The following is a 24,833-nucleotide window of genomic DNA, read 5'->3' as shown; positions in this document are numbered from 1 at the left end:
AGATGCCAGACACAAAAACAGCTGACGCAAACCCAATTTGGTTCAACCCGAGCCTTTGCCTGATTGGGGGCACCTGGCGCCCTGCATCCGCTGGCGAAACGCTGACACTGGTGGATCCTTCGGATGGGTCGGACCTGTGCCAGATCGCCCGTGGCGGTGCTCCTGATATTGAGGCCGCCGTTGAGGCCGCCGAAGCGGCGCTCGCCGGGGACTGGGGCCGGATGACCGCGCTGGAACGCGGCCGCATCCTGACCCGTATTGGCCAGCTGGTGCTGGAACGGGTGGATGACCTGGCCGCGCTGGAAGTGCGCGACGTTGGCAAGCCTCTGACCCAGGCGCGCGCCGATGCCGTGGCTCTGGCACGCTATTGCGAATTCTACGGTGGGGCCGCGGACAAAGTGCACGGCGAGACCATTCCCTACCTGGAGGGCTACACCGTCTATACCCTGCGCGAACCGCATGGCGTCACCGGCCATATCGTGCCCTGGAACTATCCGATGCAGATCATCGGCCGCTCGGTTGGGGCGGCGCTGACCATGGGCAATGCCTGCGTGCTGAAACCAGCGGAAGAGGCCTGCCTGACGGCGCTGGCCTTTGCCCATATCGCCCAGGAAGCCGGGCTGCCTGCCGGGGCGCTGAACGTGGTGCCCGGTATTGGTGCCGAGGCAGGTGCTGCGCTGACAGCGCACCCGCGGGTGCATCATATCTCCTTTACCGGATCGGTGGCCACCGGCGCGCTGGTGCAGCAATCCGCAGGCAAGAACGTGGTGCCGGTGACACTGGAGCTGGGCGGCAAATCCCCACAACTGGTGTTTGACGACGCCGATCTGGACGCGGCGCTGCCGTTTTTGGTCAATGCCGGCATTCAGAACGCCGGGCAGACCTGCTCTGCCTCTTCGCGCATTCTGGTGCAGCGCGGCGTTTATGAGATCGTAAAGGCCCGCATGGCCGCAGCCTATGACGAGTTGACCGTTGGCCCGGCCGGCGAGGATCTGCGCCTTGGGCCACTGATTTCAAACCGACAGAAAGAGATCGTCGAGGGCTTCCTTGCCAAGGGTGCAGATCTGCAACTGGCAGCCCAGGGACGCATCGTTGACGGCGCGCCAGAGACCGGCGCCTACGTCCGCCCAACCCTGTTTGCCGATGTGCCCGCCGATCACGCCCTGGCGCAGCAGGAAATCTTTGGCCCGGTGCAGGTGCTCATCCCCTTTGACACCGAAGAAGAGGCCGTCCAGATCGCCAATTCCACCGAGTTTGGCCTGGTTGCCAGCGTCTGGAGCCGCGATGGCGCCCGCCAGATGCGGCTGGCCAAAAAACTGCGGGCCGGACAGGTGTTCCTCAACAACTACGGTGCCGGCGGCGGGGCAGAGCTCCCCTTTGGCGGCGTGGGCAAATCCGGCCATGGCCGCGAAAAGGGCTTTGAGGCACTCTATGGCTTTTCCCAGCTGAAAACCGTGGCCGCCCATCACGGCTAAGACCACGGGGCGGGGGGCGCCGCTCTTTTACCCGCAAGGCGGTTCGGCGCCCATATCAGAGGTTTTGCGCCGCGCAAGCGCGTCGCCCCGGGCAGGCCGCGCCTTTGGCGCGGCCTGCCCGTCCCAATTGGAAAGCTGGTTTTTTTCATGCAAGGGGCCTCGCAGGTGGCAAGCCATTGCAGCAGAAGGTGCAGCCGCCGCAAACCACAGAAATGGGCCCGGTTTTACGGACAGTCAGTCGGCAGATATGGATTGCGTTTCAGGTCGAGAGCCTCAAAGCGCATCCATCTTTTTGACCAGTTGTAAATCTCTGTTTGCTCTTCTTTCGGCACAACGAGGACGGCGTGATAGTTCAGAATGACAGTGCCCGTCGGGCCTGTTCTATTCGACAAGATCTCGGCAAGACGCATGTCCCAGAGAGAGGTGAGTTCCGTGTCATAATAAAGGCCGTCAGGCACAATAATACAGGCACTCTTGCTATCTCCAAACGCTCCGCGATGGGCCTGCATCGACAGGGCTGACGCCCAGGACCAGCTTCCGAGAAGGCACAGCACCAAGCTGCCGGGCCCGAGTCCGAGACAACGACCGGCAGTTTGCCTGCGGGTCAAAAAAACAGAAAGCATATATAGATAGCCCGCTAGTCCGATGACGAAAAACAGGGTGATTGATCCCTCTGCGGATGTCCCAACGGCACCTGCCAGAAATGCGAACAGCCCCCCGCCAATCAGCACGAAACCTGCCAGCAGCCGCAAAATCTTCGCGACCCAAAGGTGTTTCTCAAGTGGTCTTTGAAACAGAAGGGCGGTGATTAGCCCAAGAAAGCAGCAAGCCGCGAAGACAACGGCCCATCTGTCCAATGACGTCGGAAACCAAGCGCTGATCCAGAATGCCAGAACGGCAAAAGACAATGCAGTTTTCAATCCAACGTCCTGTCTATGCAAACCTGCCCGGCATCCACCCTGATGTCTTGAACTTGATACTGTATGTATCTGGCTGCCCTGAACCAAGGTCGATTTTGTTTGCTTGGCAGGCATTGGTCTGTTGCCAAAAACAGCTGCTGCCGGGCCTCACCAAATCACTCAGACGATCACTTCCTGGCGGTCTTGTGCGCCAACCTCAAAAACACGTTTGTAGCGGGCGATTTCATCCGCCGGGCCCATGGCCTTTTCCGGGTTATCCGACAGTTTCACTGTGGGCCGGCCATTGGCAGACACCGCCTTGCATACCAGCGAGAAAGGCGCCAAGGCATCCGCCGGTACAAGCCCGCGAAAATCATTGGTCAGCAAGGTGCCCCAACCAAAGGAAATCTTGGTCCGACCAGCAAACTGGTGGTGCAGCTCGGCAATTTTATCAACATCCAGACCATCCGAGAATATCACCCGTTTTTGCAGCGGATCTTCGCCGCGCTCCTGCCACCATTTGATTGCCACCTCGGCCCCGGCAGCCGGGTCGCCGCTGTCGATGCGAATCCCGGTCCAGCCTGCCAGCCAGTCCGGCGCATGGTCCAGAAAGCCCTGGGTGCCGTAGGTGTCGGGCAGGATGATGCGAAGATTGCCGTCATGTTCCTCATGCCAATCCGACAGCACATCATAAGGTGCCCGGGCCAAGGCCGCATCATCCGCCGCCAGGGCGGAATAGACCATCGGCAGCTCATGGGCATTGGTGCCAATCGCCTCGACCTCGCGCCGCATGGCGATCAGACAGTTCGAGGTGCCGGTGAATTTGCTTCCCAGCCCTTCGCGCATCGCCTGCACGCACCAGTCCTGCCAGAGGAACCCGTGGCGGCGGCGGGTGCCAAAATCCGCAATGCTCAGCCCGTCGATATCGCGCAGGCGCTCGATTTTTTCCCAGACCCGCGTCATGGCGCGGGCATAAAGCACCTGCAATTCAAACCGGCCCATGTCGTTCAGCACCGCCCGCGAGCGCAGCTCCATCAGCACCGCCAGGGCAGAAATCTCCCAGAGCATGACCTCGTGCCATTTGCCTTCAAAGGTCAGCTCATACTGATCGCCGATGCGTTCCAGATGATAGGCCGGCAGGCGCAGGTTTTCGAACCATTCCATAAAGTCCGAACGGAACATCTGGCGTTTGCCATAAAAGGTATTGCCGCGCAGCCAGGTGCTTTCGCCACGCGACAGCGACAAAGAGCGGATATGATCCAGCTGCTCACGCAGCTCTCCCTCGTCGATCAGCCGGGCCAGCGGCACCGATGTCGTCCGATTGATCAGCGAGAATGTGACCTCGGTCTCCGGCTTGTTGCGGAAGACTGATTGGCACATCAGCAGTTTGTAAAAGTCCGTATCAATCAGCGACCGGATGATCGGATCGATCTTCCATTTGTGATTGTAGACTCGGGTTGCGATATCCACCGGCGGCCTCATGCAAGTTGGGTCACGACTTGATAGGACAGGCGGCCAGCCAGAGCAAGGCAGGGTCAGCGCCCGGCCAGAGCGGCAGCCCCTGCGAGAGCAGACAGCCAGCACTCAGTGCCAGGTCGGGCTCATCCTGTCAGTTGCACCCGCTGGATCTCGGAAAAAGTGGCCAGAACATCCAAAAGCTGGCTTCTGGAAATCGGCTTGGTGACAAATTCATTCATGCCAGCCGCCAGACAGTCCTCGCGATCGGTATCAAATGCATTTGCGGTCAGGGCGATGATCGCCGGCTGCGGCTGTCCCCAGGAACGGATGATCCGCGTCGCCTCCAACCCGTCCATGACCGGCATGCTGACATCCATCAAGATGATATCCGGCTTGAATGATTTTGCCTTGTCTACCGCCTCGGAACCATCATGGGCAAATTCCAGCTCCAGAGCTGTCTTTTTCAGGAATTTCTGGATCAACAGTCGATTGACCCGGTTGTCCTCGGCCACCAGCACCCGCACCCCCGACAGCCCGTCGTGGTGCCCCGTCCCCTCAGGGGCTGGCACAACACTCATGTCAGCAGGGTTGGCCAAGGCAAAAGGCAGGCTAAGGGTGAAACAAGACCCCGAGTCGATTTCCGACGTTACGGTAATGCGCCCGTTCATGGCCTCGGCCAAGCGCCTGGAAATCGCCAACCCAAGCCCGGAGCCGCCGAAACGACGGCTGATGGCCGCGTCCGCCTGCGAGAACCGTTCAAAAATGCCGGTGAGCATTTCCTTTGGGATGCCAATGCCGGTGTCAATGATTGCACAATTCAGCATCACCCCACCGCCGATTGCAGGCTCGGACTCCACCGTCACCTTGACCCTGCCCTTTTCAGTGAACTTGATCGCATTCCCAACCAGGTTGTTCAGAATTTGGCGCAGCCGGTGATCGTCGCCATGCAGGTAGCGGGGCAAATCCGCATCGCGCTCGACATCCAGGACCAGCCCCTTGGTTTCGGCCTGGGTACGCAGCAGTCGGATTGTCTCGTCAAAACACTGGTGCAGGTCAAAATCACAGGGGTTTATCGTAATCTGACCAGCATCCAGCTTTGACAGATCCAGAATGTCGTTGATCAACGCCAACAAGGTTCTGGCTGAGCTGAGAATCGTGTTGGTATAGAGCTTTTGATCGGTATCCAGATCCGTTTCTTCCAACAGCTGTGCCATACCGATGACGCCATTCATCGGGGTGCGAATTTCGTGGCTCATCGTGGCCAGGAAATCCGATTTGGCGCGGCCTCCTTCTTCGGCTGCCTGACGGGCTTCTTCGAGTTGCTGCGCATTATGTTTGGCCACCGTTATGTCGCGTTCGATGGCAATGTAGGACATCTTCCCCCCGGGGCCATCGCGTATCGGAACCTGGTTGGTCTCCAGCCAGATGTCCTGCCCATCCTTGTGCCGGTTCAGGATCTCCATCCTAATGGGCTGCGCAGTCCGCCGCCCCTCCAGAATTTGCTCGAGAGCCTCCGGGTTTGTGTCTGGGTGGTTCAACAGGTCCCCGGGCTCTCGGCCCTGAATTTCATCAAAGCTATATCCCGTCAGCCGGGTAAAGGCCTCGTTTGCCCATTGTACCTTGTTGTTCTGGTCGATGAGAAGAACACTGTCGTTGGCATGTCGCGCCACCAAGGCCAGTCGTTTGGCTTCAACCTGTTGTTCCAACAAGCGCTCATATGCCCCCTCCAGTTCCTGCTGCTGCAAAGCCTGGGTCAACAAGATACTGCGTGTGCGGGCGAAACTGCGGGTGACAAAATGCAAATACCAAAGCAGCGTCCCATCAAGGATCACCAATCCTCCGAGACGCAGTTGAAATTCCATTTGGTCAAGAACGGCGTCACCACTGAACATCAAAACATAGGGCGCCAGAGTATAGACACTCAGACGGGCCACCGTTGCCGGCACATTGTAGGGCATGAGCAAACCCGCATTTATCGCCGCCCCCGCCAAAACGCTCATTGCAAAAAGCGGATCTATTTCAGCCAGGCTGGCCCCGTCAAACAGTGTCCCCACCCAATAGGGGGTCGCCGCGCCGAGAAATATGCCAATGCCCTGCAGCAGGCCAGTCACCGCGCTGATGCGACGCAATCCCCGACTGGGAGCCCCTGCCTTTAGCCTGCGATAGGCATAGCGCATAAATGTGCCATCTATCACCTCGGCGGTACCGGCGATCAACATGCCTGCCAACCCAGCCATCGGCGAGGCAAGCCCCGCCAGCGCCAGAGACACCAGAGCAATAAAGGCCAGGCGCGGCCAAAACACCCTCATCTGGCCACGCACATAGCGCAGGAACAGCCCGTCCTCGCTATACCGGACATGGTGTTGGGCAAGAGAACCGCTACCTAGCTTTTCTTGCCCAGACGTTCCTTGGATTGTCATTCTGTGCCTGTTGCCTCCGCGCCATCAGCCAAACATAGGCAACCCACTCTTTCAAACTCCTAAAGAACAGCAGCTAGAAATGAGGCGGCGCTATGTTTCGGCATTCAGCCCTGTTGTAGCTGCACCCCGGCCGCCCGCATCTCTACCAGAGATTTCTCCAGCGACCCCTCCAGATCTATGCCCCGGCAGGCGGTGAGGTCGACCCGGACGTCAAAGCCCAGATTGGCGGCATCCAGGGCCGAAAAAGCAACGCAAAAATCGGTGGCCAGCCCAACAAAGGTCAACTCCGACACCCCGCGCGAGCGCAGATATCCCTCCAGCCCGGTTGGGGTTTTTTGGTCATTCTCAAAGAACCCTGAATAGCTGTCGATCAATGGCCGAAAGCCCTTGCGAATGATCAGATCGCCACTCACATCCAGATCCGGGTGGAACGCGGCTCCGGCGCTCCCCTGAACGCAGTGATCCGGCCATAAAACCTGGGCTCCATAGCTCATCTCGACGCTCTCAAACGGCGACAGGCCTGGGTGCGAGCTGGCAAAGGAGGAATGTCCCGCCGGGTGCCAGTCCTGGGTCAGGATCACGGTCTCAAAATCCGCCATCAAAGCATTGATCGGCGCGACCACCTCATCGCCGCCGGGCACCGCAAGCGCGCCACCTGGACAGAAATCGTTCTGGACATCAATTACGATCAGGGCCTGCGTCATCTCTGTTTCTCCAAGCGCTCTTTCAATCAGACTACCTAGACTTCTATTGTAGCACTGGAAATACGTCACCTAGACGCAGGGATAAAACGCGCTATTTGGCGGCAAAACAGCCCGCCTTTTTTGTTTTTCTTGAAAAATGCGGCGCAGAGTTCTAAGGGCGCATCATGTATAAAATCGCTGCCCTCTATCACTTCACCCGTTTCACCGATCCCGCCGCTCTCAAACCGGCGCTGCTGGAGCTTTGTCTGCACCATGCGGTGACGGGCTCCTTGTTGCTGGCTCAGGAGGGGATCAATGGCACCATTGCAGGCCCCGAAGCCGGGATCGAAGCGGTGCTCAGCCATATCAAAACGCTGCCGGGCTGTGCAGACCTCGTCTGGAAAGAGGCCTTTAGCGACCACCCGCCCTTTGGCAAGATCAAGGTCCGCTTGAAAAAAGAGATCGTCACCATGGGGCAGCCCGATGTCGATCCCAAAGCCAGTGTAGGTCACTATGTTGAGCCCGAAGACTGGAATGACCTGATCCGCGCCGAAGATGTTGCCGTCATCGACACCCGCAACGACTATGAAGTGCAGATTGGCACTTTTGAGGGTGCCATCGACCCAGAAACCGCCAGTTTTAGCGAATTCCCCGCCTGGTGGCAGGCCAACAAGGAACGGTTCCACAACAAGCGCGTGGCGATGTTCTGCACCGGCGGCATTCGCTGCGAGAAATCAACAAACTACCTACTGAGCCAAGGGGTTGAGGATGTCTACCATCTGAAAGGTGGCATCCTGCGCTATCTTGAAGAAACACCCCCCGAAGACAGCAGCTGGCAGGGCGAATGTTTTGTCTTTGACAACCGGGTATCGGTCGGCCACGGCTTGGTCGAAGGCCCACATGAGCTGTGCCACGGCTGTCGCCGCCCCATTCTGCCCAAAGACAAGACACTGCCATCTTTTGAAATGGGGGTTTCGTGCCACCAGTGCATTGATGAGACCTCCGAGGCTGACAAGGCGCGGTTCCGCGAGCGGCAAAAGCAGATGCGGCTCGCCCGGGAACGCGGGGAAGCGCATCACGGTGGGCGCGAAGTTTAGTGAACGGTTTTCTGTGACGGCTCTTTGATGTTTCACCTCCCGGCGCTGTCAACGGACCTGGGCGGGTGAATGAGATCAGCAAAGGGCGAGACCCTATTGGGCAATAAAGGACGCGCCAGTCAGCTGCCAATGGGATCGTGACCTCTGGGATCGCGACCAGTGTGATCGCGGCCAGTGTGATCATGATCTGTCAGGCACTCTGTATGGTCCCGCAGCACCTCCAGCACCCGGCATTGCGCCACCGAATGGTGGCCACAGTCGCCAATCATCCGCTTCAGCTCGATCTGCAGCGCCTGCAGCCTGGCGATGCGGTCCTCCACCTGTTTCAACTGTCGCTGGGCAATGGAATCCGCATCGGCACAGGACTGCGCCGGATTGTCCGCCAGATCCAGCAACTCCCGTATGGCCTCCAGCGAAAATCCCAATTGCCGCCCATGGCGGACAAACCCCAACCGGTCCAGATCTGCCTGGCCATAGCGCCGCTGCCCGCCCTCGGTGCGCTCGGGCTCTGGCATCAGGCCGATGGTCTCATAGTAGCGAATGGTCTGCACCTTGGTGCCGGTGCGTTTTGCCAGGGTTCCAATGGTCAACATGTCAAACCGCCTTTCCTTTCAACAGCCGCAGCGCATTGCCCACCACCAGCAATGAAACCCCCACGTCGGCCGCAATTGCGCCCCACATTGACGCCATGCCAAAGGCGGTTGCCAGGGCAAACCCCAGTTTGGTCACCAGCGAAAGCCCGATGTTCTGATGGATCACCGCCATGGTTCGGCGCGAATGGGCGATCAACCAGGGCAAGCGGCTGATGTCATCGCTCATCAGGGCGATATCTGCGGTCTCAATCGCCGCATCCGAGCCCACGGCCCCCATCGCCACGGCAAAATGCGCCCGCGCCATCGCCGGGGCATCATTGACCCCGTCCCCCATCATCGCCACCATATCATAGCGCTCGGTGAGCCGCTCGACCTCGGCAAGCTTGTCTGCGGGCAGCAACCCGGCATGCACCACATCTATCCCTGTGGCTTGCGCGACGGCCCCGGCGGCTGCCGCATTGTCCCCGGTGAGCATCACCACCTGTTTGACCCCCAGATCGTGCAGCGCAGCGATGGTTTCTCGCGCCCCTGCGCGCAGCCGGTCACGCAGGGCAATCAGCCCCATAGGCCCACTGGCATCCCCCACCACCACAAGCGTGGCCCCCTCGGCTTCGATCTCGGCCATCTGGGCGGCGGGCAGAGTAGAGGCAAAGCCCTTTTCCGTCGCAAACCGGGGGGAGCCAAGCCAGATCGCTTGATCTCCCTGTCGGCCCTCCACCCCGCGCCCCGGTACGGTGCGGCTGTCAGTGGCGGCCACAAAGGCCAGATCCTGACGTGTTGCCTCTGCCAGGATGGCCAGCGCCAGCGGATGCGAAGCCCGCGCCTCCAGCGCAGCCGCCGCCTGCAACAGCTTGGTTTGGCTGATGCCGCCAATCGGGTACAGCCCGGCAACTTCGGGGCGGCCCTCAGTCAAAGTGCCGGTCTTATCCAGCGCAATGGCCTGCAGCTTTCCCGGGGCCTCGATATAGGCGCCGCCTTTGATCAGCACACCGGCACGGGCCGCCGCGGCGAGGGCCGCCACAATCGACACCGGGGTGGAAATCACCAGGGCACAGGGGCAGGCAATCACCAGCAGCACCAGCGCATTATAGACCCAAAAGCTCCAGTCCCCGCCTGCCAGCAACGGCGGCAGGCAGGCCAGCGCAATCGCCAGCCCCAAAACTGTCGGCGTATAAACACGGGCAAACCTGGTCACCCATTGCTCGACGGGTGCGCGGCGGGCATGTGCATCCCCCACCATGCGGGTAATCTTGGCCAGCACCGTATCACTGGCCAGTTTGGTTGCTTCCACCGTCAGGCTGCCTTCGCCATTCAGGGTTCCTGCGTAGACCTCATCGCCGGGTTCTTTGGCAACCAGCGCGCTTTCCCCGGTGATCGGCGCCTGATCCACCGCGCCAGCACCTGCAATCACCTGCCCGTCCATCGGGATGCGATCGCCGCCACGCAGAACAAAGTGCTGGCCGATCTGCACCTCGGCGGCGGGCATTTCAACCTCGCGGCCATCATCGTGGATCACCCGCGCCGTCGCAGGCGCCAGATTAAGCAGGGCAGAGACCGCATTGCGCGCCCGCCCGACGCTCCAGGATTCCAGCGTCAGTGACAGGGCAAAGAAAAACGCCACCGTCGCGGCTTCGAAATACTCGCCTAAGCTGATGGCACCGGCAACGGCCGCCACCATCAGCAGGTTCATGTCAGGAGAGAGGTTGCGCAGCGCATACCAGGCCTTTGGCAGCACCAGCCAGACCCCCAGCGCCACCGCGACCAGAAAGAGACCCAGCTCGCCCATAGGCACCGGCAGATCGCCATGACCGGCAAACAACTGCCCCAGGCCACCGGCTCCGGAATGGGCCAGATGCCAGGCGAGACCGCCACTCCAGAACACCGCGCTGGCAGCGGTAAAGTGCTTTTGGCGGCTCAGATGGGCCACCTGATCGGCCTCGGCGCTTTTGGCATCCCAGGGCTTGGCGCTCATGCCGGTCTTGGCAACCAGGTTCAGCACCTGGGTATCCGGGATCTGCACCGCTGAGGCCAGCAGGGTCATGCGCCCGTTCAGCACGTCAAAACCGAGATGATCAGCACCGCCCACGGCCGACCCAAGCACGCGGTTGAGAGACGCCACCTCTTCGGCGCAACACAGGCCATTGACGCGAAAACTGCGTCCAGCCGTGAGCTGTGCCGCATTCAAGGTCGGGCCCAAAGTCCCACTGCCGCAACAGCCTGCGGGTTCAGCGGCATGGTCATGGGGTTTGGGGTCAGCAAGGGTCAGTTTGGCGGAACTACAGCAGCTATCCTGGGGCATTGGGGCCTCTTGGTTTTCAAAGACCTCCTCTAGATAGAACCTCCAGCGACTAGAGGTTCAAGAGGTTTTTTTAAAAACTTTGGCCAAAGGATGTACCTGACAGTTTAGTGCCTTTTGTCGCCTTCGCAATGTGGCGCAGGGCCTTGGTCGTGGGACCTTGACCCGGGAACTGCCGATTGCGCGCGAGCACTTCTGAAAGCGGGTGGCGCTGCCCCAACATGGGACAGGGGGCAGCGCCTTTGGGATTTGGATCAGCTGTCGCCACTTTCGTCGTAGTCCGACATCGGTGGGCAGGTGCAGATCAGGTTGCGATCCCCATAGGCGTTATCCACCCGGTTTACCGGCGACCAGTATTTGTCGACCCCCAGCGACCCCGGAGGGAAACAGGCGGCTTCGCGGCTGTAGGGACGATCCCAGTCCCCCACCAGATCGCGCACCGTGTGAGGTGCGTTTTTCAGCGGGTTGTTTTGCGGGTCGATTTTGCCGTCGATCACATCCTGCGCCTCAGCCCGGATCGACAACATGGCGTCGCAGAACCGGTCCAGCTCATCCTTGGGCTCGGACTCGGTGGGCTCCACCATCAGGGTTCCCGCCACAGGCCAGCTCATGGTGGGGGCGTGAAAGCCCGAGTCGATCAGACGTTTGGCCACGTCATCCACGCTGACGCCGCCCTCGTCATTCAACGGACGGGTGTCCAGAATGCATTCATGCGCCACCCGCCCCGTCGCAGAGGTATAGAGGATGCCATAGGCGTCCTTGAGCCGGGCCGCGATGTAATTGGCGTTGAGGATGGCCACCTTGGTCGCCTGGGTCAGACCCGCGCCGCCCATCAGCAGGACATAGGCCCAGGACACCGGCAGGATCGAGGGTGAGCCAAAGGGCGCCGCCGAGACCGGACCAACGGCAGAGCCATACTCGGGGTGACCGGGCAGATATTCGGTCAGATGGGACTTGACGCCGATGGGACCCATGCCGGGACCACCGCCACCATGGGGAATGCAAAAGGTCTTGTGCAGGTTCAGGTGGCTGACATCGCCACCAATCTTGCCGGGCTGGGCCAGCCCAACCATGGCGTTCATATTGGCGCCATCAATATAGACCTGACCGCCGTGATCATGGGTGATCTGGCAGACCTCCTGCACGGTGTCCTCAAATACGCCGTGGGTGGAGGGATAGGTGATCATGCAGGCCGCCAGCTGGTCGCTGTGCTTTTCCGCCTTGGCGCGGAAATCAGCCACATCAATGTTGCCCTTATCATCAGCCACAACCGGCACCACCTTGTAGCCCACCATCTGCGCCGAAGCCGGATTGGTGCCATGCGCCGAGGTCGGGATCAGGCAGACGTTGCGATGCGCCTCTCCCCGTGCGGCATGGTAATTGCGGATGGTCAGCAGCCCGGCATATTCCCCCTGAGCGCCCGAATTGGGCTGCTGGGAAATTGCATCATAGCCGGTGATCTGGCAGAGCTTGTCGTTCAGATCCTCGATCATCGCATGATAGCCCATCGCCTGATCTTTGGGGCAGAAGGGATGCAGGTTGCCAAACTCGGGCCAGGTGACCGGGGTCATCTCAACCGTGGCGTTCAGCTTCATTGTGCAAGAGCCCAGCGGGATCATCGAACGATCCAGCGCCAGATCGCGGTCCGCCAGACGGCGCATGTAGCGGGTGATCTCTGCCTCGGCCCGGTTCTTGTGAAAGATCGGGTGGGTCAGATAGGCGCTTTCGCGCAGTGCATAATCCGGCAGCCGATACTGTTTGTTCGAACTGTCATCCTCGCGGTCGATGCCAAAGGCCCCCCAGACCGCCTCGATGGTTTCCTTGCGGGTCTGCTCATCCAGGCTGATGCCAACCTTGGTTTCGCCAACTTTGCGCAGGTTGATGCCACGGGCAACGGCTGCCTCCATGACTGTCTGCTGCAGCGGGCCGACCTCAACAGTGATGGTGTCAAAGAAGACTTCCGGTTCAACACGAAACCCGTGTTCTTCCAGACCGGCGGCCAGACGCGAGGTCTTGCGGTGCACCGATTGGGCAATCGCCTTGATGCCATCCGGGCCGTGATAAACCGCATACATAGAAGCCATGACCGCCAGCAGCGCCTGTGCGGTGCAGACGTTGGAATTGGCCTTTTCACGGCGGATGTGCTGCTCGCGGGTTTGCAGCGCCAGGCGGTAGGCCTTGTTGCCACGGCTGTCGATGGAGACACCAATGATACGGCCCGGCATGGCGCGCTTGAGCTTATCCGTGGTGGCCATATAGGCCGCGTGGGGACCGCCATATCCCATGGGCACGCCAAAGCGCTGGGTCGAGCCGATGGCGATATCTGCGCCCATTTCACCGGGGGATTTCAGCAGCGCCAGCGACAGGATGTCGGCGGCGACAACGGCGATGCCCTTGTGGTCATGCAGGGCAGCAATTTCATCGGTAAAATCGCGCACATGGCCATAGGTGCCGGGATACTGGAAGATCGCGCCAAAGACTGCACCGGCCTCCAGCTCATCCGGGTCGGCAACCACGACCTCGATCCCCAGAGGCGCGGCGCGGGTCTGGATCACCGCGATGGTCTGCGCGTGGCAGTTCTGATCGACAAAGAAGGCGGCGTTATTGGCCTTCGAACGGGAGCCACGATGCGCCATGGCCATGGCCTCGGCTGCCGCTGTGGCCTCGTCCAGCAGCGAGGCATTGGCGATATCCATCCCTGTCAGATCGCTGACCATGGTCTGATAGTTCAACAGTGCCTCAAGGCGGCCCTGGGAAATTTCCGGCTGGTAGGGCGTATAGGCGGTGTACCAGGCGGGGTTTTCCAGAATGTTGCGCAGGATCGGCGCCGGGGTCGAGGTGCCATAATAGCCCTGACCGATCAGCGAGGTCAGCACCTTGTTCCGACCTGCGACTTCTTTCATGTGATAGAGCGCGTCGCGCTCGGTCATCGCCGGGCCCCAGTCGAGCGGTTCCTGCTGACGGATGGCGGCGGGCACAGTGGCGTCGATCAGCTCATCAAGGGTTTTGAAACCAATCACCTTGAGCATCTCGGCCATCTCGGTCGGCGAGGGGCCAATGTGGCGCCGGTTGGCAAAATCATAGGCTTCATAGTCGGTCAGTTTAAAGGCCATGTGCAGCGTTCCTATGGAGAGGGGGCATCCAACCGGAGCTGTGGGAGCCTCCGGCGGAGATATTTGGAGAAAGGTGAAACAGCGGGACCGGAACAACCGGCCCCGACACATTCACCCAATCAGGGTTTTGTAGCCGTTCAGATCCATCAGATCCTCAAGCTGTGCGGCCTCCGCCAGTTTGATCTTATAGATCCAGGCATCGCCTTCGGGGCTGTCATTCAAAGCACCGGGGGTGTCGGCGAGAGTCTCGTTGACCGCGATGACTTCGCCATCCAGCGGCGCGTAGATTTCCGAGGCCGCCTTGACGGATTCGATCACACCGATCTCATCGCCCTTGCCAAAGGCGTCACCCACGTCTTTCTGCTCGCAAAAGACGATCTCGCCCAGCTGGTCAGCCGCGTGTTGGGTGATCCCAAGGGTGACAACATCGCCTTCTACGCTAACCCATTCGTGCTCTTCTGAATAATAGGTGGTCATCTGAGACTCTCCTCGTGTCTGGTCATCTGTCTTAGCGTTTGTAGTTCTGGGTCACGAAGGGCAGCGCCACCACTTCGGCCGGCTGGGACTTACCGCGAATGATCAGGTTTACCGTCTCGCCGGGCCTGGCATGACTGGCCGAGACATAGCCCATGGCGACGGGTCCACCGACGGTGGGACCAAAGCCCCCCGAGGTGATCGACCCGATGGTCTCACCTTCGGTGCTTTGCACTTCGACGCCCTGACGGGCAGGGGCGCGGCCAGTTGGCTTGATGCCGACCAGCTTGCGGGCAGCGCCCTCGGTCAGCTGTTTCTGGATACGGGCGGCACCGGGAAAGCCGCCCTCTTCGCGGCGACGTTTCTGCATTGCCCAGGTCAGCGAGGCCTCAACCGGGGTGGTATCCGTGTCAATGTCATTGCCATAAAGACAAAGACCCGCTTCCAGCCGCAGGCTGTCGCGCGCGCCCAGACCTGCGGGTTCGCAGTCCTCATGCGCCAGGAAGGCACGGGTGATTTCAATCGCCTTGTCTTCCGGGATGGAGATCTCATAGCCATCTTCGCCGGTATAGCCCAGACGCGACAGGCGGCACTCAACCCCCATGATGTCCGCCACGATGGTTTCCATGAATTTCATCTCACGCGCGGCCGGGCAGAGCCCTCCCACCACATTTTCCGCCGCCGGGCCTTGCACAGCAACCAGGGCGCGGTCAAAAATCTCGGTGACCTCGATGCCGTCAAGATGTTGGGCCATATGGGGGATATCCTGGTGCCGCATGGAGGCGTTGACCACGACAAAGAAATGATCGCCGGCATTGGAAACGATCAAATCGTCCATGATGCCGCCCTGTTCATTGGTAAAGAAGGTGTAGCGGGCCTTGCCCTCTTTCAGAGTGGTGAAGGCAGAGGGGGCGATCTTTTCCAGCTGGGTGGCGATATCGGCGCCCTTCAGGATCACCTGCCCCATGTGGGAGACATCAAACAGCCCTGCCTTTTCGCGGCATTGCTTGTGCTCTCCCATGATGCCCATGGGGTATTGAACCGGCATTTCCCAGCCAGCAAAATCAACCATCTTACCGCCGAGTTCCACATGCAGGTCATAAAGCGGTGTGCGTTTGGGTGCGTCAGTCATTGTATCGGGCCTTTGTTTGCGAAAGTCAGTCACGGGCAACCATAACTGTGTAATGGGCATTGCACACCACACGGGCCAGGTTTGGGCCAATTTTGTCGTTCGGGCAGCCACCTTTGGGCGTGACCCAGGATGATCAGATCAAACCCTTCCCTATGGGCCTATGGGTGAACCTGTGAGCGGTTTTCAGACCCGCGCGGTAGCGGCTGCCCTTTTTTCCTTTTGTTGCGATCAGGTTTGGCAGCGCCATCATGGCGCCCCCCAAACGATACCGTTCACATCCGCTGCAATATCACTCAACGCGTCCATGGTTTTCTCCAAATGCGGTGTGGTCATCGGGTCGCGGCCAGACTGCGGTCCCGGCTCTGTTTGAGGGCGGCAAAATCTTCGTCGGCATGAAACGACGAACGTGTCAGCGGCGTGGCTGACACGCCTAGAAAACCCTTGTTGCGGGCGATCTGTGCGATCTGTTCGAACTCTTCCGGCGACCAGAACCGATCAATCGGATGGTGCTTTGGCGTCGGTTGCAAATACTGGCCCACAGTCAGGAAATCGACCTCGGCGGCCCGCAGGTCATCCATCACCTGCCGCAGGTCGCTCAGGCTCTCCCCAAGCCCAACCATCAGGCCTGATTTGGTGAAGAGTGCCGGATTGGCGCGCTTGGCATCATCCAGCAAGCGCAGCGACGTATAATAGCGCGCGCCGGGGCGCACCGTAGCATATAGATGTGGCACGGTTTCCAGATTGTGGTTGAACACATCCGGCGCGGCGTCAAAGACCACCTGCGCCGCAGCCCCCTTGCCCAGAAAATCCGGCGTCAGCACTTCGACAGTGGTCTCCGGGTTCTGGTGGCGCACCGCGCGAATGGTCTGGGCGATATGCGTGGCGCCGCCATCCTGCAGATCATCGCGATCCACCGAGGTAATCACCACATGCCGCAGCCCCAGTTGCTGGACCGCCTGCGCCACCCGACCGGGTTCAAACACATCCAGCGCCTCTGGGCGGCCGGTCATTACATTACAAAAAGAACAGCCACGGGTGCAGACCTCCCCCATGATCATCATGGTGGCGTGGCGTTTGGACCAGCATTCGCCGATATTCGGGCAAGAGGCCTCCTCGCACACGGTAGAGAGATCATGATCGCGCATCAGGCGACGAGTCTCATAATATTCGGCACTTTCGATCTTTTTCTTGCGGATCCACTTTGGCTTTCGTGGCACCGGGCTCGCTGGGCGTTTGACCTTTTCGGGGTGACGGGGACGCGGCTGCACAGTCATCTGATGATCTCTCCACCCGGTATCGCGGCAGGCAAAGCGCCCAGCGCAGGCGCGTGACCACAGCCATCAGCACTCCCCTCAACAGGGGCCACATGTCTGATCCCTACATCTCTATGCATCCCAAGACCCTCTGCGACCACGGCGCTCCCAGTTCGGGAAATGGCCATTTTGCTCCACATATCCCCTTTAGGAAACTTTTCCCCTTCAATCAACAAAAGATGTCATGATGAAATTTTGACGGCCACATACATCAAAGCTAAGGTTCAGTCGCAACAGGAGAAACCGCCAACATGGAACCGGTTCAGTCAGAAGAAGCAGGGCTCGCGCCCGAGACAACCGAAGCCCCGGACGGCGTTGTCCTGGGAAAAATGATTCGCGATGCGCGCAAGGAAAAGGGCCTGACCCTGGAAGAAGCGGCCAAGGCAGCGGCCATTGGGCGCTCGACCCTGTCAAAGATCGAGAACAACCAGACCCGCCCAAGTTTTGAGATCATCCGCCGCCTTATGCAGACTTTGGAGCTGGAAACGCCGCAATTGTTCGTCCAATCGGCGCAAAGCAGCATTTCGGGGCGACGCGACTACACCCTGTCAGGGCGCGGCGAGCACCAGGAAACCAAGACCTATGACCATGAGCTCTTGTGCACCGAGCTCACCAGCAAGCGGATGCTGCCCTATATCAGCACCATCAAGGCGCGGGATGTCACCGAATATGACAGCTGGGTACGCCATCGCGGCGAAGAGTTCATGTATGTGATCAGCGGCGATCTGGTGCTCTACACAGAGCACTACCGGCCGCTCAGCATGACCGCAGGTGATTCGGTCTATTACGACAGCGGCATGGGCCATGGCTGCGTCTCCACCAGCGAAGAGGACGCAAAGGTTCTCTGGGTCTCGCTGGAAATCTGACGCCCGTAAAATCAACCTGCAACATCACCCTGTCATATCAGCCGGGCCGGCCAGACAGCTCGGCAGGCAGCTCAGCAGCCCTCGACGATGGTAATGCTGGCCTCGCAGGCGCCAGCGCGTTGGGCGCGGGCCTCTTTGTATTCGGGCGAATTATAACAATCGCGCGCCTGTTGCAGGCTGTCGAACTGGATCACCACATGGCGCTGCCAGCTCTTCCCTTCCATGGTCTCTGCCGTGCCACCCCGGGCCAGAAATTTGGCGCCATGCTGCTCAAACGCTTTTGGGGCGACAGCCTGATAGCCCACATAGGCCGCGGGGTCTGTCACTGTGACATGGGCAATCCAATAGGCCCTGGGCATTATGCTATTCCTCTTGCGTTGTGGACAGCAGCCGCTCCGCCACGGCTGCGGCATCCGTCAGATGGGCCTCTACTGCGCGCCGCGCCGCCTCTGGGTCGCCTGCGACGATGGCATCACAGATCGCCTGCATATGGACCAGCCCAGGCTGGGCCCGGTCCGTGGCCGAAAGCGTCATCGCCCGCAACCGGCTGATCCGACCATTGAGCCGATTGACCACCTCCCAGGCGATATGATGACCGGCGGCTTCAAACATCACCTGATAAAACCCGGTCGAAGCCTTGAACAACGCCCCCGGCTCTACGTCCGCTCCGGTCTGCGCAAAGGCCCGTTTGAGCGTTGCAAGCGCCGCCCGCAAATCGCGGTGCAGTCTGGGCGAACCGGATGTCGCACAGGCCATGGCAACCGAGGTCTCGAGCATACGGCGGATCTCGTAGATCTGGCGCGCATCTTCCCAGCTCAGCGAGGCTACGATGGGGCCGCGATTGGGCAGGATCTCCACCAGACCTTCGGCCTCCAGGTATCGAATCGTCTCGCGGATGACCGTCCGGCTGACCCCCAGCTGATCGCACAGGGGACGCTCTACCAGTCGCTCACCCGGGGAAAACAGCCCCGAGATGATCGCTTCACGCATTTTTTCCTGCACGATTTCACGAAGCGTTGCAGGGGGTTGTTCGATTCTCAGCTGAGCAAGACCAGGGTTTTCCATGGCTTCTACCTACCAGCAGCCCCACCGCATGACAATAGATTCTTGACTAACAGGATTATGGTATACCATATGTTGGTCCAACAGATTCACTCCAACTCAGGTGCCCCATGCCAGCTGTCATTCGCAAAACTCTCCTCCATATCGAAGAAACCCTGATCGAGGGCGGCAAGGAAGCCGCAACTCCGCTCAAACTGATTGCCGCCATTGCGGTGGTCAAAAACCCCTGGGCGGGCCGGGGCTTTGTCGAAGATCTGAAGCCGGAAATTCACGACTGCGCGCCAGAGCTGGGTGAGTTGCTGACCAAGATGGTGCTGGATGCTGCCGGTGGTGGGGACAGGGTCGAAGCCTATGGCAAATCTGCCATTGTTGGCCTGGACGGCGAGATCGAGCATGCCTCGGCGCTGATCCACACCCTGCGGTTTGGCAACCACTACCGCGAGGCCGTGGGCGCCAAGAGCTACCTGGCCTTTTGCAACACCCGTGGCCCGGCCAATGCGCCGCTGATGATCCCCCTGATGGATAAAAACGACGGCGGTCGCCGCTCGCATTATCTCACCATTCAATGCGCGGTGGCGGATGCCCCGGCGGCGGATGAGATCGTCATCGCCCTGGGCGCCTCGATCGGCGGGCGGCCACATCACCGCATTGGTGATCGCTATCAGGATCTAAAGGATCTGGGCCATGATCTCGACAACCCTGCCTCTGTCTGACCCCTTCGGCAGCCTCAGCTACCGCGAAGCCGGCAGCGGCGAAGCTCTGGTGTTGATCCACGGGGTCGGCATGCAGAGCGCCGCCTGGGCGCCGCAGATTGAGGCGCTGTCGAAAACCCACCGGGTCCTGTCCCTGGATATGCCCGGCCACGGCGGCAGCAGCCCCTTGGCAGAAGGTGCCGATCTGCCGGCCTATGTGGCCTGGCTGCATGCCGCCCTGAACGCGCTGAACGACGCACTGAACTTAGGCCCGGTCAATCTGGCGGGGCATTCCATGGGGGCGCTGATTGCCGGCGGCTTTGCCTGTTCGCACCCCAAAATGCTGCGCCGGGTTGCGCTGGTCAATGGCGTGTTCAGGCGCTCTGAGCAAGCCCGCTCTGCGGTCCTGGCCCGTGCTGCCGAGATCAAGGCGGGCAAGGTGGATCTGGAAACGCCGCTCAGCCGCTGGTTTGGCGATAGCCCTGTTGAACAGCAGGCCCGTGCGCAGGTCGCCAGCTGGCTATCGCAGGTCGATAAGACCGGCTATGCCACCGCCTATGGTGCCTTTGCCCGGGGCGATGCCACCTATGCCCAAAACTGGTCGCAGATTGCTTGTCCGCTGCTGGCGCTCACCGGCGACGCCGATCCAAACTCAACCCCGGCGATGTCACGCGCCATGGCGGATCTGGCCCAGAACGGCACGGTGGAAATCCTGCCTGGCCGCCATATGGTTAATCTGACGGACCCGGATGCGGTGACGGACAGCCTGACCCGCTGGTTGCGACGTCCAACACCCACCACCAAGGAGACACCAATGGCCCCCGCCCCGTTCGATCCGCGCGCCCTGCGCGACGCCTTTGGCACCTTCATGACCGGTGTCACCGTGGTCACCAGCCATGACGACACTGGCGCCCCGCTGGGCTTTACCGCCAACTCCTTTGCCTCGGTATCGCTGGACCCGCCGCTGGTGCTGGTCTGTCTGGCCAATAGCGCGCGCAGCTATGACGCCCTGACCCAGGCCCCTGGCTTTGCGGTGAATATCCTGGCTGAGGACCAAAAGAACATCTCCAATACCTTTGCGCGCCCCTCTGACGACCGCTTTGCCTATGTGGATTGGCACGTCGGGCCGCAGGGCTCTCCCATTCTGGCCGGGGTCTCGGCCTGGTTCGACTGCAGCATGCATAAAACGGTTCAAGCCGGTGACCATGTGATCCTGATCGGCAAGGTGGAGGCCTTTGACACCAGCACCGCCCCCGGTCTGGGCTATGCCCGTGGCGCCTATGTCACCCCCGCCGCCGAGGCAGAGGCGCTGGCCCATGGTGCCAACCTGGTTGTATCGGCCCTGATTGAACGGGCGGGCGAAGTAATGCTGATCGACGACGGGCTTGGCGGGCTGACCCTGCCGCAAAAGCCTGTCGGCCGCGCCGGGGCTTCGGTGGCGCTGAGCGAGCTGATCGCCAGCTGCGGAATTGAGGCGGACCCGGGCTTTATCTATTCGGTCTTTGAAGACGCCGCCCGCGAGCATCAGCATATTTCCTTCCTCTGTCAGGCTGGCGAGGGCCCCCCCAAACAGGGCTGTTTCACGCCTTTGACCCCATCAACCATGATGGAGGTCACCGACCCGGCGCTGCGCATTATGCTGGAGCGTTTCGCCAGCGAAAGCCGCATGGGCAATTACGGGGTGTTTTATGGCACTCAAATCAGCGGCAATGTCCGCAAAATCGTGTCAGGGAGTTGAACGGCATGAAGTTTTCCTTGTTTGCCCATATGGAGCGGATCTCACCCGATCAGGACCAAAAGCAGCTTTATGATGAGTTCATAGAGCTGTGCAAAATCGCCGATCGCGGCGGCATGCATGCGATCTGGACGGGGGAACACCACGGGATGAATTTCACCATCTCGCCCAACCCCTTCCTCAATCTTGTCGATGTGGCCCGCCACACGGAAAACGTACGGCTGGGCACCGGTACGGTGATTGCCCCCTTCTGGCACCCGATCCGCCTGGCGGGCGAGGCTGCACTGACCGATATCATCACCGATGGGCGGTTGGATCTGGGCATTGCCCGTGGCGCCTATTCCTTTGAATATGAACGCATGATGCCCGGCATGGATGCCTGGGAAGCAGGCCAGCGGATGCGCGAGCTGATCCCCGCAGTGCAGGGGCTTTGGCAGGGGGATTATGCTCAGCAGGGCGAATTCCATTCCTTCCCCAAAACCACCTCCTCCCCCAAGCCATTGCAGCAGGACGGCCCGCCGATCTGGGTTGCCGCCCGCGATCCCAACAGCCATGAATTTGCTGTCGCCAATCACTGCAATGTGCAGGTGACGCCGCTGTGGCAGGGCGACGCTGAGATCACCAGCCTGATGCAGCGTTTCACTGATGCCTGCGCCAAATTCCCCGACAGGCCGCGCCCCAAGATCATGCTGCTACTGCACACCTATGTGGCCGACAGCGCCGAGGACGTGAAACTGGCCGCAGAAGAGCTGAACCGGTTCTACTGCTACTTTGGCGCCTGGTTCAAAAACGAACGCCCCATTGACCAGGGCCTGATCGCGCCGCTCTCAGATGAAGAAATCGCCGCGCATCCTTTCTACTCTGCAGAAGCAATGGAACGTGATCTGGTGATTGCCGAACCTGCAGGTGTTATTGAACGGATCAAAAAATATGAGGCCCTGGGCTATGATGAGTATTCATTCTGGATCGATTCCAGCATGAGCTTTGAGCGCAAAAAGGCCTCGCTTGAACGTTTCATCAAAGAGGTCATGCCCGCCTTCGCCTAAAGGCCCGCCGTCGCAAAAGGACAGATCATGCAGCAGTTTCACCAGTATATCGGCGGCCAGTTTGAGGCCGGTTCAGCCCAATTCGACAGCCTGGACCCCGCCACCGGCGACGTCTGGGCCAGGATGCCCGAGGCCAGCCCTGCCGATGTGGACCGGGCCGTGCACGCTGCCGAGGCGGCCTTTTGTGGTCCCGACTGGGCAGCGATGACGGCCAGTCAGCGCGGCAAGCTGTTGCTGCGACTGGCGGATCTGGTTGCCGAAAACGCACCGCGTCTGGCCGAGCTGGAAACCCGCGACACCGGCAAGATCATCCGCGAGACCTCAGCCCAGATTGCCTATGTGGCGGAGTACTACCGCTATTATGCCGGGCTGGCGGATAAGATCGAAGGCGCGCATCTGCCCATTGATAAACCCGACATGGAGGTCTGGCTGCGGCGCGAACCGCTGGGCGTGGTGGCCGCCATTGTGCCCTGGAACTCGCAGCTGTTCCTGTCGGCGGTCAAGATCGGCCCGGCGCTGGCTGCTGGCTGCACCGTGGTGCTGAAGGCCTCAGAAGAAGCCCCGGCGCCACTGCTGGAGTTTGCCCGTATCTTTGATCAAGCCGGTTTTCCGCCCGGCGTGTTGAACGTGATTACCGGTGGACCTGCGGCAGGTGCGGCGCTGACCTCGCATCCCAAGGTTGCCCATGTGGCCTTTACCGGCGGGCCGGAAACCGCTCGTCATATTGTCCGTAACTCCGCCGAAAACCTGGCCTCCACCTCGCTGGAGCTGGGGGGCAAATCGCCCTTTATCGTCTTTGAAGACGCCGATATCAAAAGCGCGGTGAACGCGCAGATCTCTGGCATCTTTGCCGCCAGCGGCCAAAGCTGCGTGGCCGGATCACGATTGGTGATTGCAAATTCGATCAAGGATCAGTTTCTGGCCCGGTTGCAGCAAAAGGCCGAGGCCGTGGTCATTGGCGCACCAGATGATATGGCAACCGAGGTTGGCCCGCTGTGCACCAAGGCGCAGCGCGACCATGCTATGGCCTTGATAGCCGCCTCCACCCAGGCAGGTGCAAAGCTGATTACCGGGGGCACCGCACTGGGCCGACCCGGCTACTACTTCCCGCCCACCATTCTGGATTGCTCAAAGGCGCCGGACGCCCCCTGTCTGCACACAGAGTTCTTTGGGCCGGTGCTGTCAGTCGTCAGTTTTGATACCGAAGCCGAAGCCCTGGCCATCGCCAATGATACCCAGTTTGGCCTGGCATCGGGTGTGTTCACCCAAAACCTGACACGGGCACATCGGATGATCCGGGGCATTCGCGCAGGCATCGTTTGGGTCAACACCTACCGGGCGGTCTCTCCCATTGCGCCTTTTGGCGGCCACGGGCTGTCGGGACATGGGCGCGAAGGCGGTTTACAGGCGGCGCTGGACTATACCAAGGTCAAAACGGTCTGGCTGCGCACCTCGGACGATCCCATCCCGGATCCCTTTGTGATGCGCTAGGCCCGCGCGGGCTTTGGCAGGCGCTTTGGCTGAAGCTTTGGCATGGGCATTGCGAGATTTCTGCCTATGGTGATCATAGGCAGGACGCAGCTGTCTTGCCCCCAAAGGAGCCGATGACATGACCAAACCCCTGTTTCCCCTGCCAGACCCGCTGGTCATTCCCGTTCAGGGCGAAGACCTCGGCTATCCGGTTGGCCGCATTTTCTGCGTTGGCCGCAACTATGCGGCGCATGCCGCTGAAATGGGGGTCGAGGTCGACCGGGAAGCGCCGTTCTATTTCACCAAATCCAGCGTCAATGCAGTGCTGAGTGGCACCAGCTGCCCCTACCCTCCCGGCACCGAGAACTTTCACTATGAAATGGAGCTGGCCCTGGCCATCGGCGCACCGGTCTTTCGCGCCACCCCCAAAGAGGCCAGCGCCGCCATCTATGGCTATGGCTGCGCCCTGGACATGACCCGGCGTGATTTGCAAATCCGCGAGCGCAAAAAGCAACGTCCCTGGGATCTCGGCAAGGATCTGGAACAGGGCACCGTCTTTGCCCCCTTGACCAAGGCTGGCGACTGGGGCCCGGTGGCAGATCAGCGGATCTGGCTGACAGTGGACGGGGAGACCAAACAGGACGCCACTCTGGCCGAACTGATCTGGTCGGTTGAGGAAATCATCTGCCACCTCTCTGGGTATTATCATCTGCGCCCCGGTGATCTCATCCTGACGGGCACCCCCGCAGGCGTTGGCCCCGTTCATGCCAAACAACATATGACTGGCACAATCACCGGGCTCTCCCCGGTCTCGCTTAGCCTTACAGAAGCAGAGTAACCCGGACCTATAGGCAGCAATCAGGTACGATTGGGACAAGCCTATGTGCGCTGGGTCCATTCGCAAGGGCATCCCTGCTTTGCATATTACAGGTCTACCGGCTTTGGCCGCAGAACATCTCTGTGACGCCAGCCAAGGCAAGGACGGAGGCAGCCTGTGCGATCTTGTCGC

At 60.3% G+C, this 24,833-nt stretch carries 20 protein-coding genes; 8 read left to right on the top strand and 12 right to left on the bottom strand.

From position 1 onward, the window contains the following. The first annotated feature begins 2 nt into the window (after positions 1-2). Complete coding sequence (locus tag ARCT_RS0123735; RefSeq protein WP_027242326.1) at positions 3-1,475, top strand: aldehyde dehydrogenase family protein; 1,473 nt, start codon at positions 3-5, stop codon at positions 1,473-1,475. Positions 1,476-1,699: 224 nt separating this feature from the next. Here ARCT_RS0123735 and ARCT_RS0123725 read toward each other — a convergent pair whose 3' ends face one another. From ARCT_RS0123725 to pncA, 4 genes are all read right to left on the bottom strand, one after another. Further along, positions 1,700-2,395 (bottom strand): hypothetical protein, encoded by a 696-nt coding sequence (locus tag ARCT_RS0123725; RefSeq protein WP_154665424.1) that lies wholly within the window; start codon positions 2,393-2,395, stop codon positions 1,700-1,702. 159 nt (positions 2,396-2,554) lie between these two features. Further along, positions 2,555-3,844, bottom strand: coding sequence for a nicotinate phosphoribosyltransferase (pncB, locus tag ARCT_RS0123720; RefSeq protein WP_027242324.1), 1,290 nt, complete (start codon positions 3,842-3,844; stop codon positions 2,555-2,557). Between the two features lie 131 nt (positions 3,845-3,975). Beyond that, positions 3,976-6,252, bottom strand: a complete 2,277-nt coding sequence (locus tag ARCT_RS0123715; RefSeq protein ID WP_027242323.1) for a hybrid sensor histidine kinase/response regulator — start codon at positions 6,250-6,252, stop codon at positions 3,976-3,978. Between the two features lie 104 nt (positions 6,253-6,356). Continuing rightward, positions 6,357-6,956 carry a bifunctional nicotinamidase/pyrazinamidase gene (pncA, locus tag ARCT_RS0123710; protein ID WP_027242322.1) on the bottom strand — a complete coding sequence of 200 codons (600 nt, stop codon included), beginning with the start codon at positions 6,954-6,956 and terminating at the stop codon, positions 6,357-6,359. Positions 6,957-7,120: 164 nt separating this feature from the next. On the opposite strand from pncA, the gene trhO reads away from it, so the two are divergent. Continuing rightward, complete coding sequence (trhO, locus tag ARCT_RS0123705; protein WP_027242321.1) at positions 7,121-8,032, top strand: oxygen-dependent tRNA uridine(34) hydroxylase TrhO; 912 nt, start codon at positions 7,121-7,123, stop codon at positions 8,030-8,032. Between the two features lie 119 nt (positions 8,033-8,151). Here trhO and ARCT_RS26780 read toward each other — a convergent pair whose 3' ends face one another. The 6 genes from ARCT_RS26780 to lipA all read right to left on the bottom strand — a co-directional run bounded on the left by ARCT_RS26780 (position 8,152) and on the right by lipA (position 16,914). Continuing rightward, a complete protein-coding gene (locus ARCT_RS26780) occupies positions 8,152-8,625 on the bottom strand; it encodes a MerR family transcriptional regulator (protein ID WP_051360980.1) in 474 nt (157 codons plus the stop codon). 1 nt (position 8,626) lies between these two features. Next, the gene (locus ARCT_RS26775; RefSeq protein ID WP_051360978.1) at positions 8,627-10,924 is read right to left on the bottom strand and encodes a heavy metal translocating P-type ATPase; all 2,298 of its coding nucleotides are present in this window, start codon (positions 10,922-10,924) and stop codon (positions 8,627-8,629) included. Between the two features lie 251 nt (positions 10,925-11,175). Then, positions 11,176-14,034: an aminomethyl-transferring glycine dehydrogenase gene (gcvP, locus tag ARCT_RS0123690; RefSeq protein WP_027242320.1), complete on the bottom strand. Its 2,859-nt coding sequence runs from the start codon at positions 14,032-14,034 to the stop codon at positions 11,176-11,178. Between the two features lie 111 nt (positions 14,035-14,145). After that, positions 14,146-14,511, bottom strand: a complete 366-nt coding sequence (gene gcvH, locus ARCT_RS0123685; RefSeq protein ID WP_027242319.1) for a glycine cleavage system protein GcvH — start codon at positions 14,509-14,511, stop codon at positions 14,146-14,148. Positions 14,512-14,542: 31 nt separating this feature from the next. Next, positions 14,543-15,640: a glycine cleavage system aminomethyltransferase GcvT gene (gcvT, locus tag ARCT_RS0123680; RefSeq protein WP_027242318.1), complete on the bottom strand. Its 1,098-nt coding sequence runs from the start codon at positions 15,638-15,640 to the stop codon at positions 14,543-14,545. Positions 15,641-15,969: 329 nt separating this feature from the next. After that, positions 15,970-16,914: a lipoyl synthase gene (gene lipA / locus ARCT_RS0123675; protein WP_027242317.1), complete on the bottom strand. Its 945-nt coding sequence runs from the start codon at positions 16,912-16,914 to the stop codon at positions 15,970-15,972. Between the two features lie 290 nt (positions 16,915-17,204). On the opposite strand from lipA, the gene ARCT_RS0123670 reads away from it, so the two are divergent. Beyond that, positions 17,205-17,819, top strand: a complete 615-nt coding sequence (locus tag ARCT_RS0123670; protein WP_027242316.1) for a helix-turn-helix domain-containing protein — start codon at positions 17,205-17,207, stop codon at positions 17,817-17,819. Positions 17,820-17,890: 71 nt separating this feature from the next. On the opposite strand, the gene ARCT_RS0123665 is transcribed toward ARCT_RS0123670, so the two are convergent. Further along, positions 17,891-18,178 carry a DUF1330 domain-containing protein gene (locus ARCT_RS0123665; protein ID WP_027242315.1) on the bottom strand — a complete coding sequence of 96 codons (288 nt, stop codon included), beginning with the start codon at positions 18,176-18,178 and terminating at the stop codon, positions 17,891-17,893. Positions 18,179-18,182: 4 nt separating this feature from the next. After that, positions 18,183-18,884, bottom strand: coding sequence for a GntR family transcriptional regulator (locus tag ARCT_RS0123660; protein ID WP_027242314.1), 702 nt, complete (start codon positions 18,882-18,884; stop codon positions 18,183-18,185). Positions 18,885-18,991: 107 nt separating this feature from the next. Here ARCT_RS0123660 and ARCT_RS0123655 point away from each other — a divergent pair, with 107 nt between their 5' ends. From ARCT_RS0123655 to ARCT_RS0123635, 5 genes are all read left to right on the top strand, one after another. After that, positions 18,992-19,594: an amino acid synthesis family protein gene (locus ARCT_RS0123655; protein WP_027242313.1), complete on the top strand. Its 603-nt coding sequence runs from the start codon at positions 18,992-18,994 to the stop codon at positions 19,592-19,594. Beyond that, the gene (locus ARCT_RS27710) at positions 19,566-21,311 is read left to right on the top strand and encodes an alpha/beta fold hydrolase (RefSeq protein WP_027242312.1); all 1,746 of its coding nucleotides are present in this window, start codon (positions 19,566-19,568) and stop codon (positions 21,309-21,311) included. Before ARCT_RS0123655 ends, ARCT_RS27710 begins: the two co-directional genes overlap by 29 nt. 5 nt (positions 21,312-21,316) lie before the next feature. Further along, the gene (locus ARCT_RS0123645; protein ID WP_027242311.1) at positions 21,317-22,354 is read left to right on the top strand and encodes an LLM class flavin-dependent oxidoreductase; all 1,038 of its coding nucleotides are present in this window, start codon (positions 21,317-21,319) and stop codon (positions 22,352-22,354) included. A 27-nt stretch (positions 22,355-22,381) separates the two neighbouring features. Next, the gene (locus ARCT_RS0123640; RefSeq protein WP_027242310.1) at positions 22,382-23,845 is read left to right on the top strand and encodes an aldehyde dehydrogenase; all 1,464 of its coding nucleotides are present in this window, start codon (positions 22,382-22,384) and stop codon (positions 23,843-23,845) included. A gap of 118 nt (positions 23,846-23,963) precedes the next feature. Further along, complete coding sequence (locus tag ARCT_RS0123635) at positions 23,964-24,662, top strand: fumarylacetoacetate hydrolase family protein (protein WP_027242309.1); 699 nt, start codon at positions 23,964-23,966, stop codon at positions 24,660-24,662. Positions 24,663-24,833 lie beyond the last annotated feature (171 nt).

The organism is Pseudophaeobacter arcticus DSM 23566 (genome assembly GCF_000473205.1).
Taxonomy (GTDB): domain Bacteria; phylum Pseudomonadota; class Alphaproteobacteria; order Rhodobacterales; family Rhodobacteraceae; genus Pseudophaeobacter; species Pseudophaeobacter arcticus.
The sequence above is the reverse complement of the archived record's forward strand: the minus strand, read 5'-3'. Positions and strand labels throughout refer to the sequence as shown.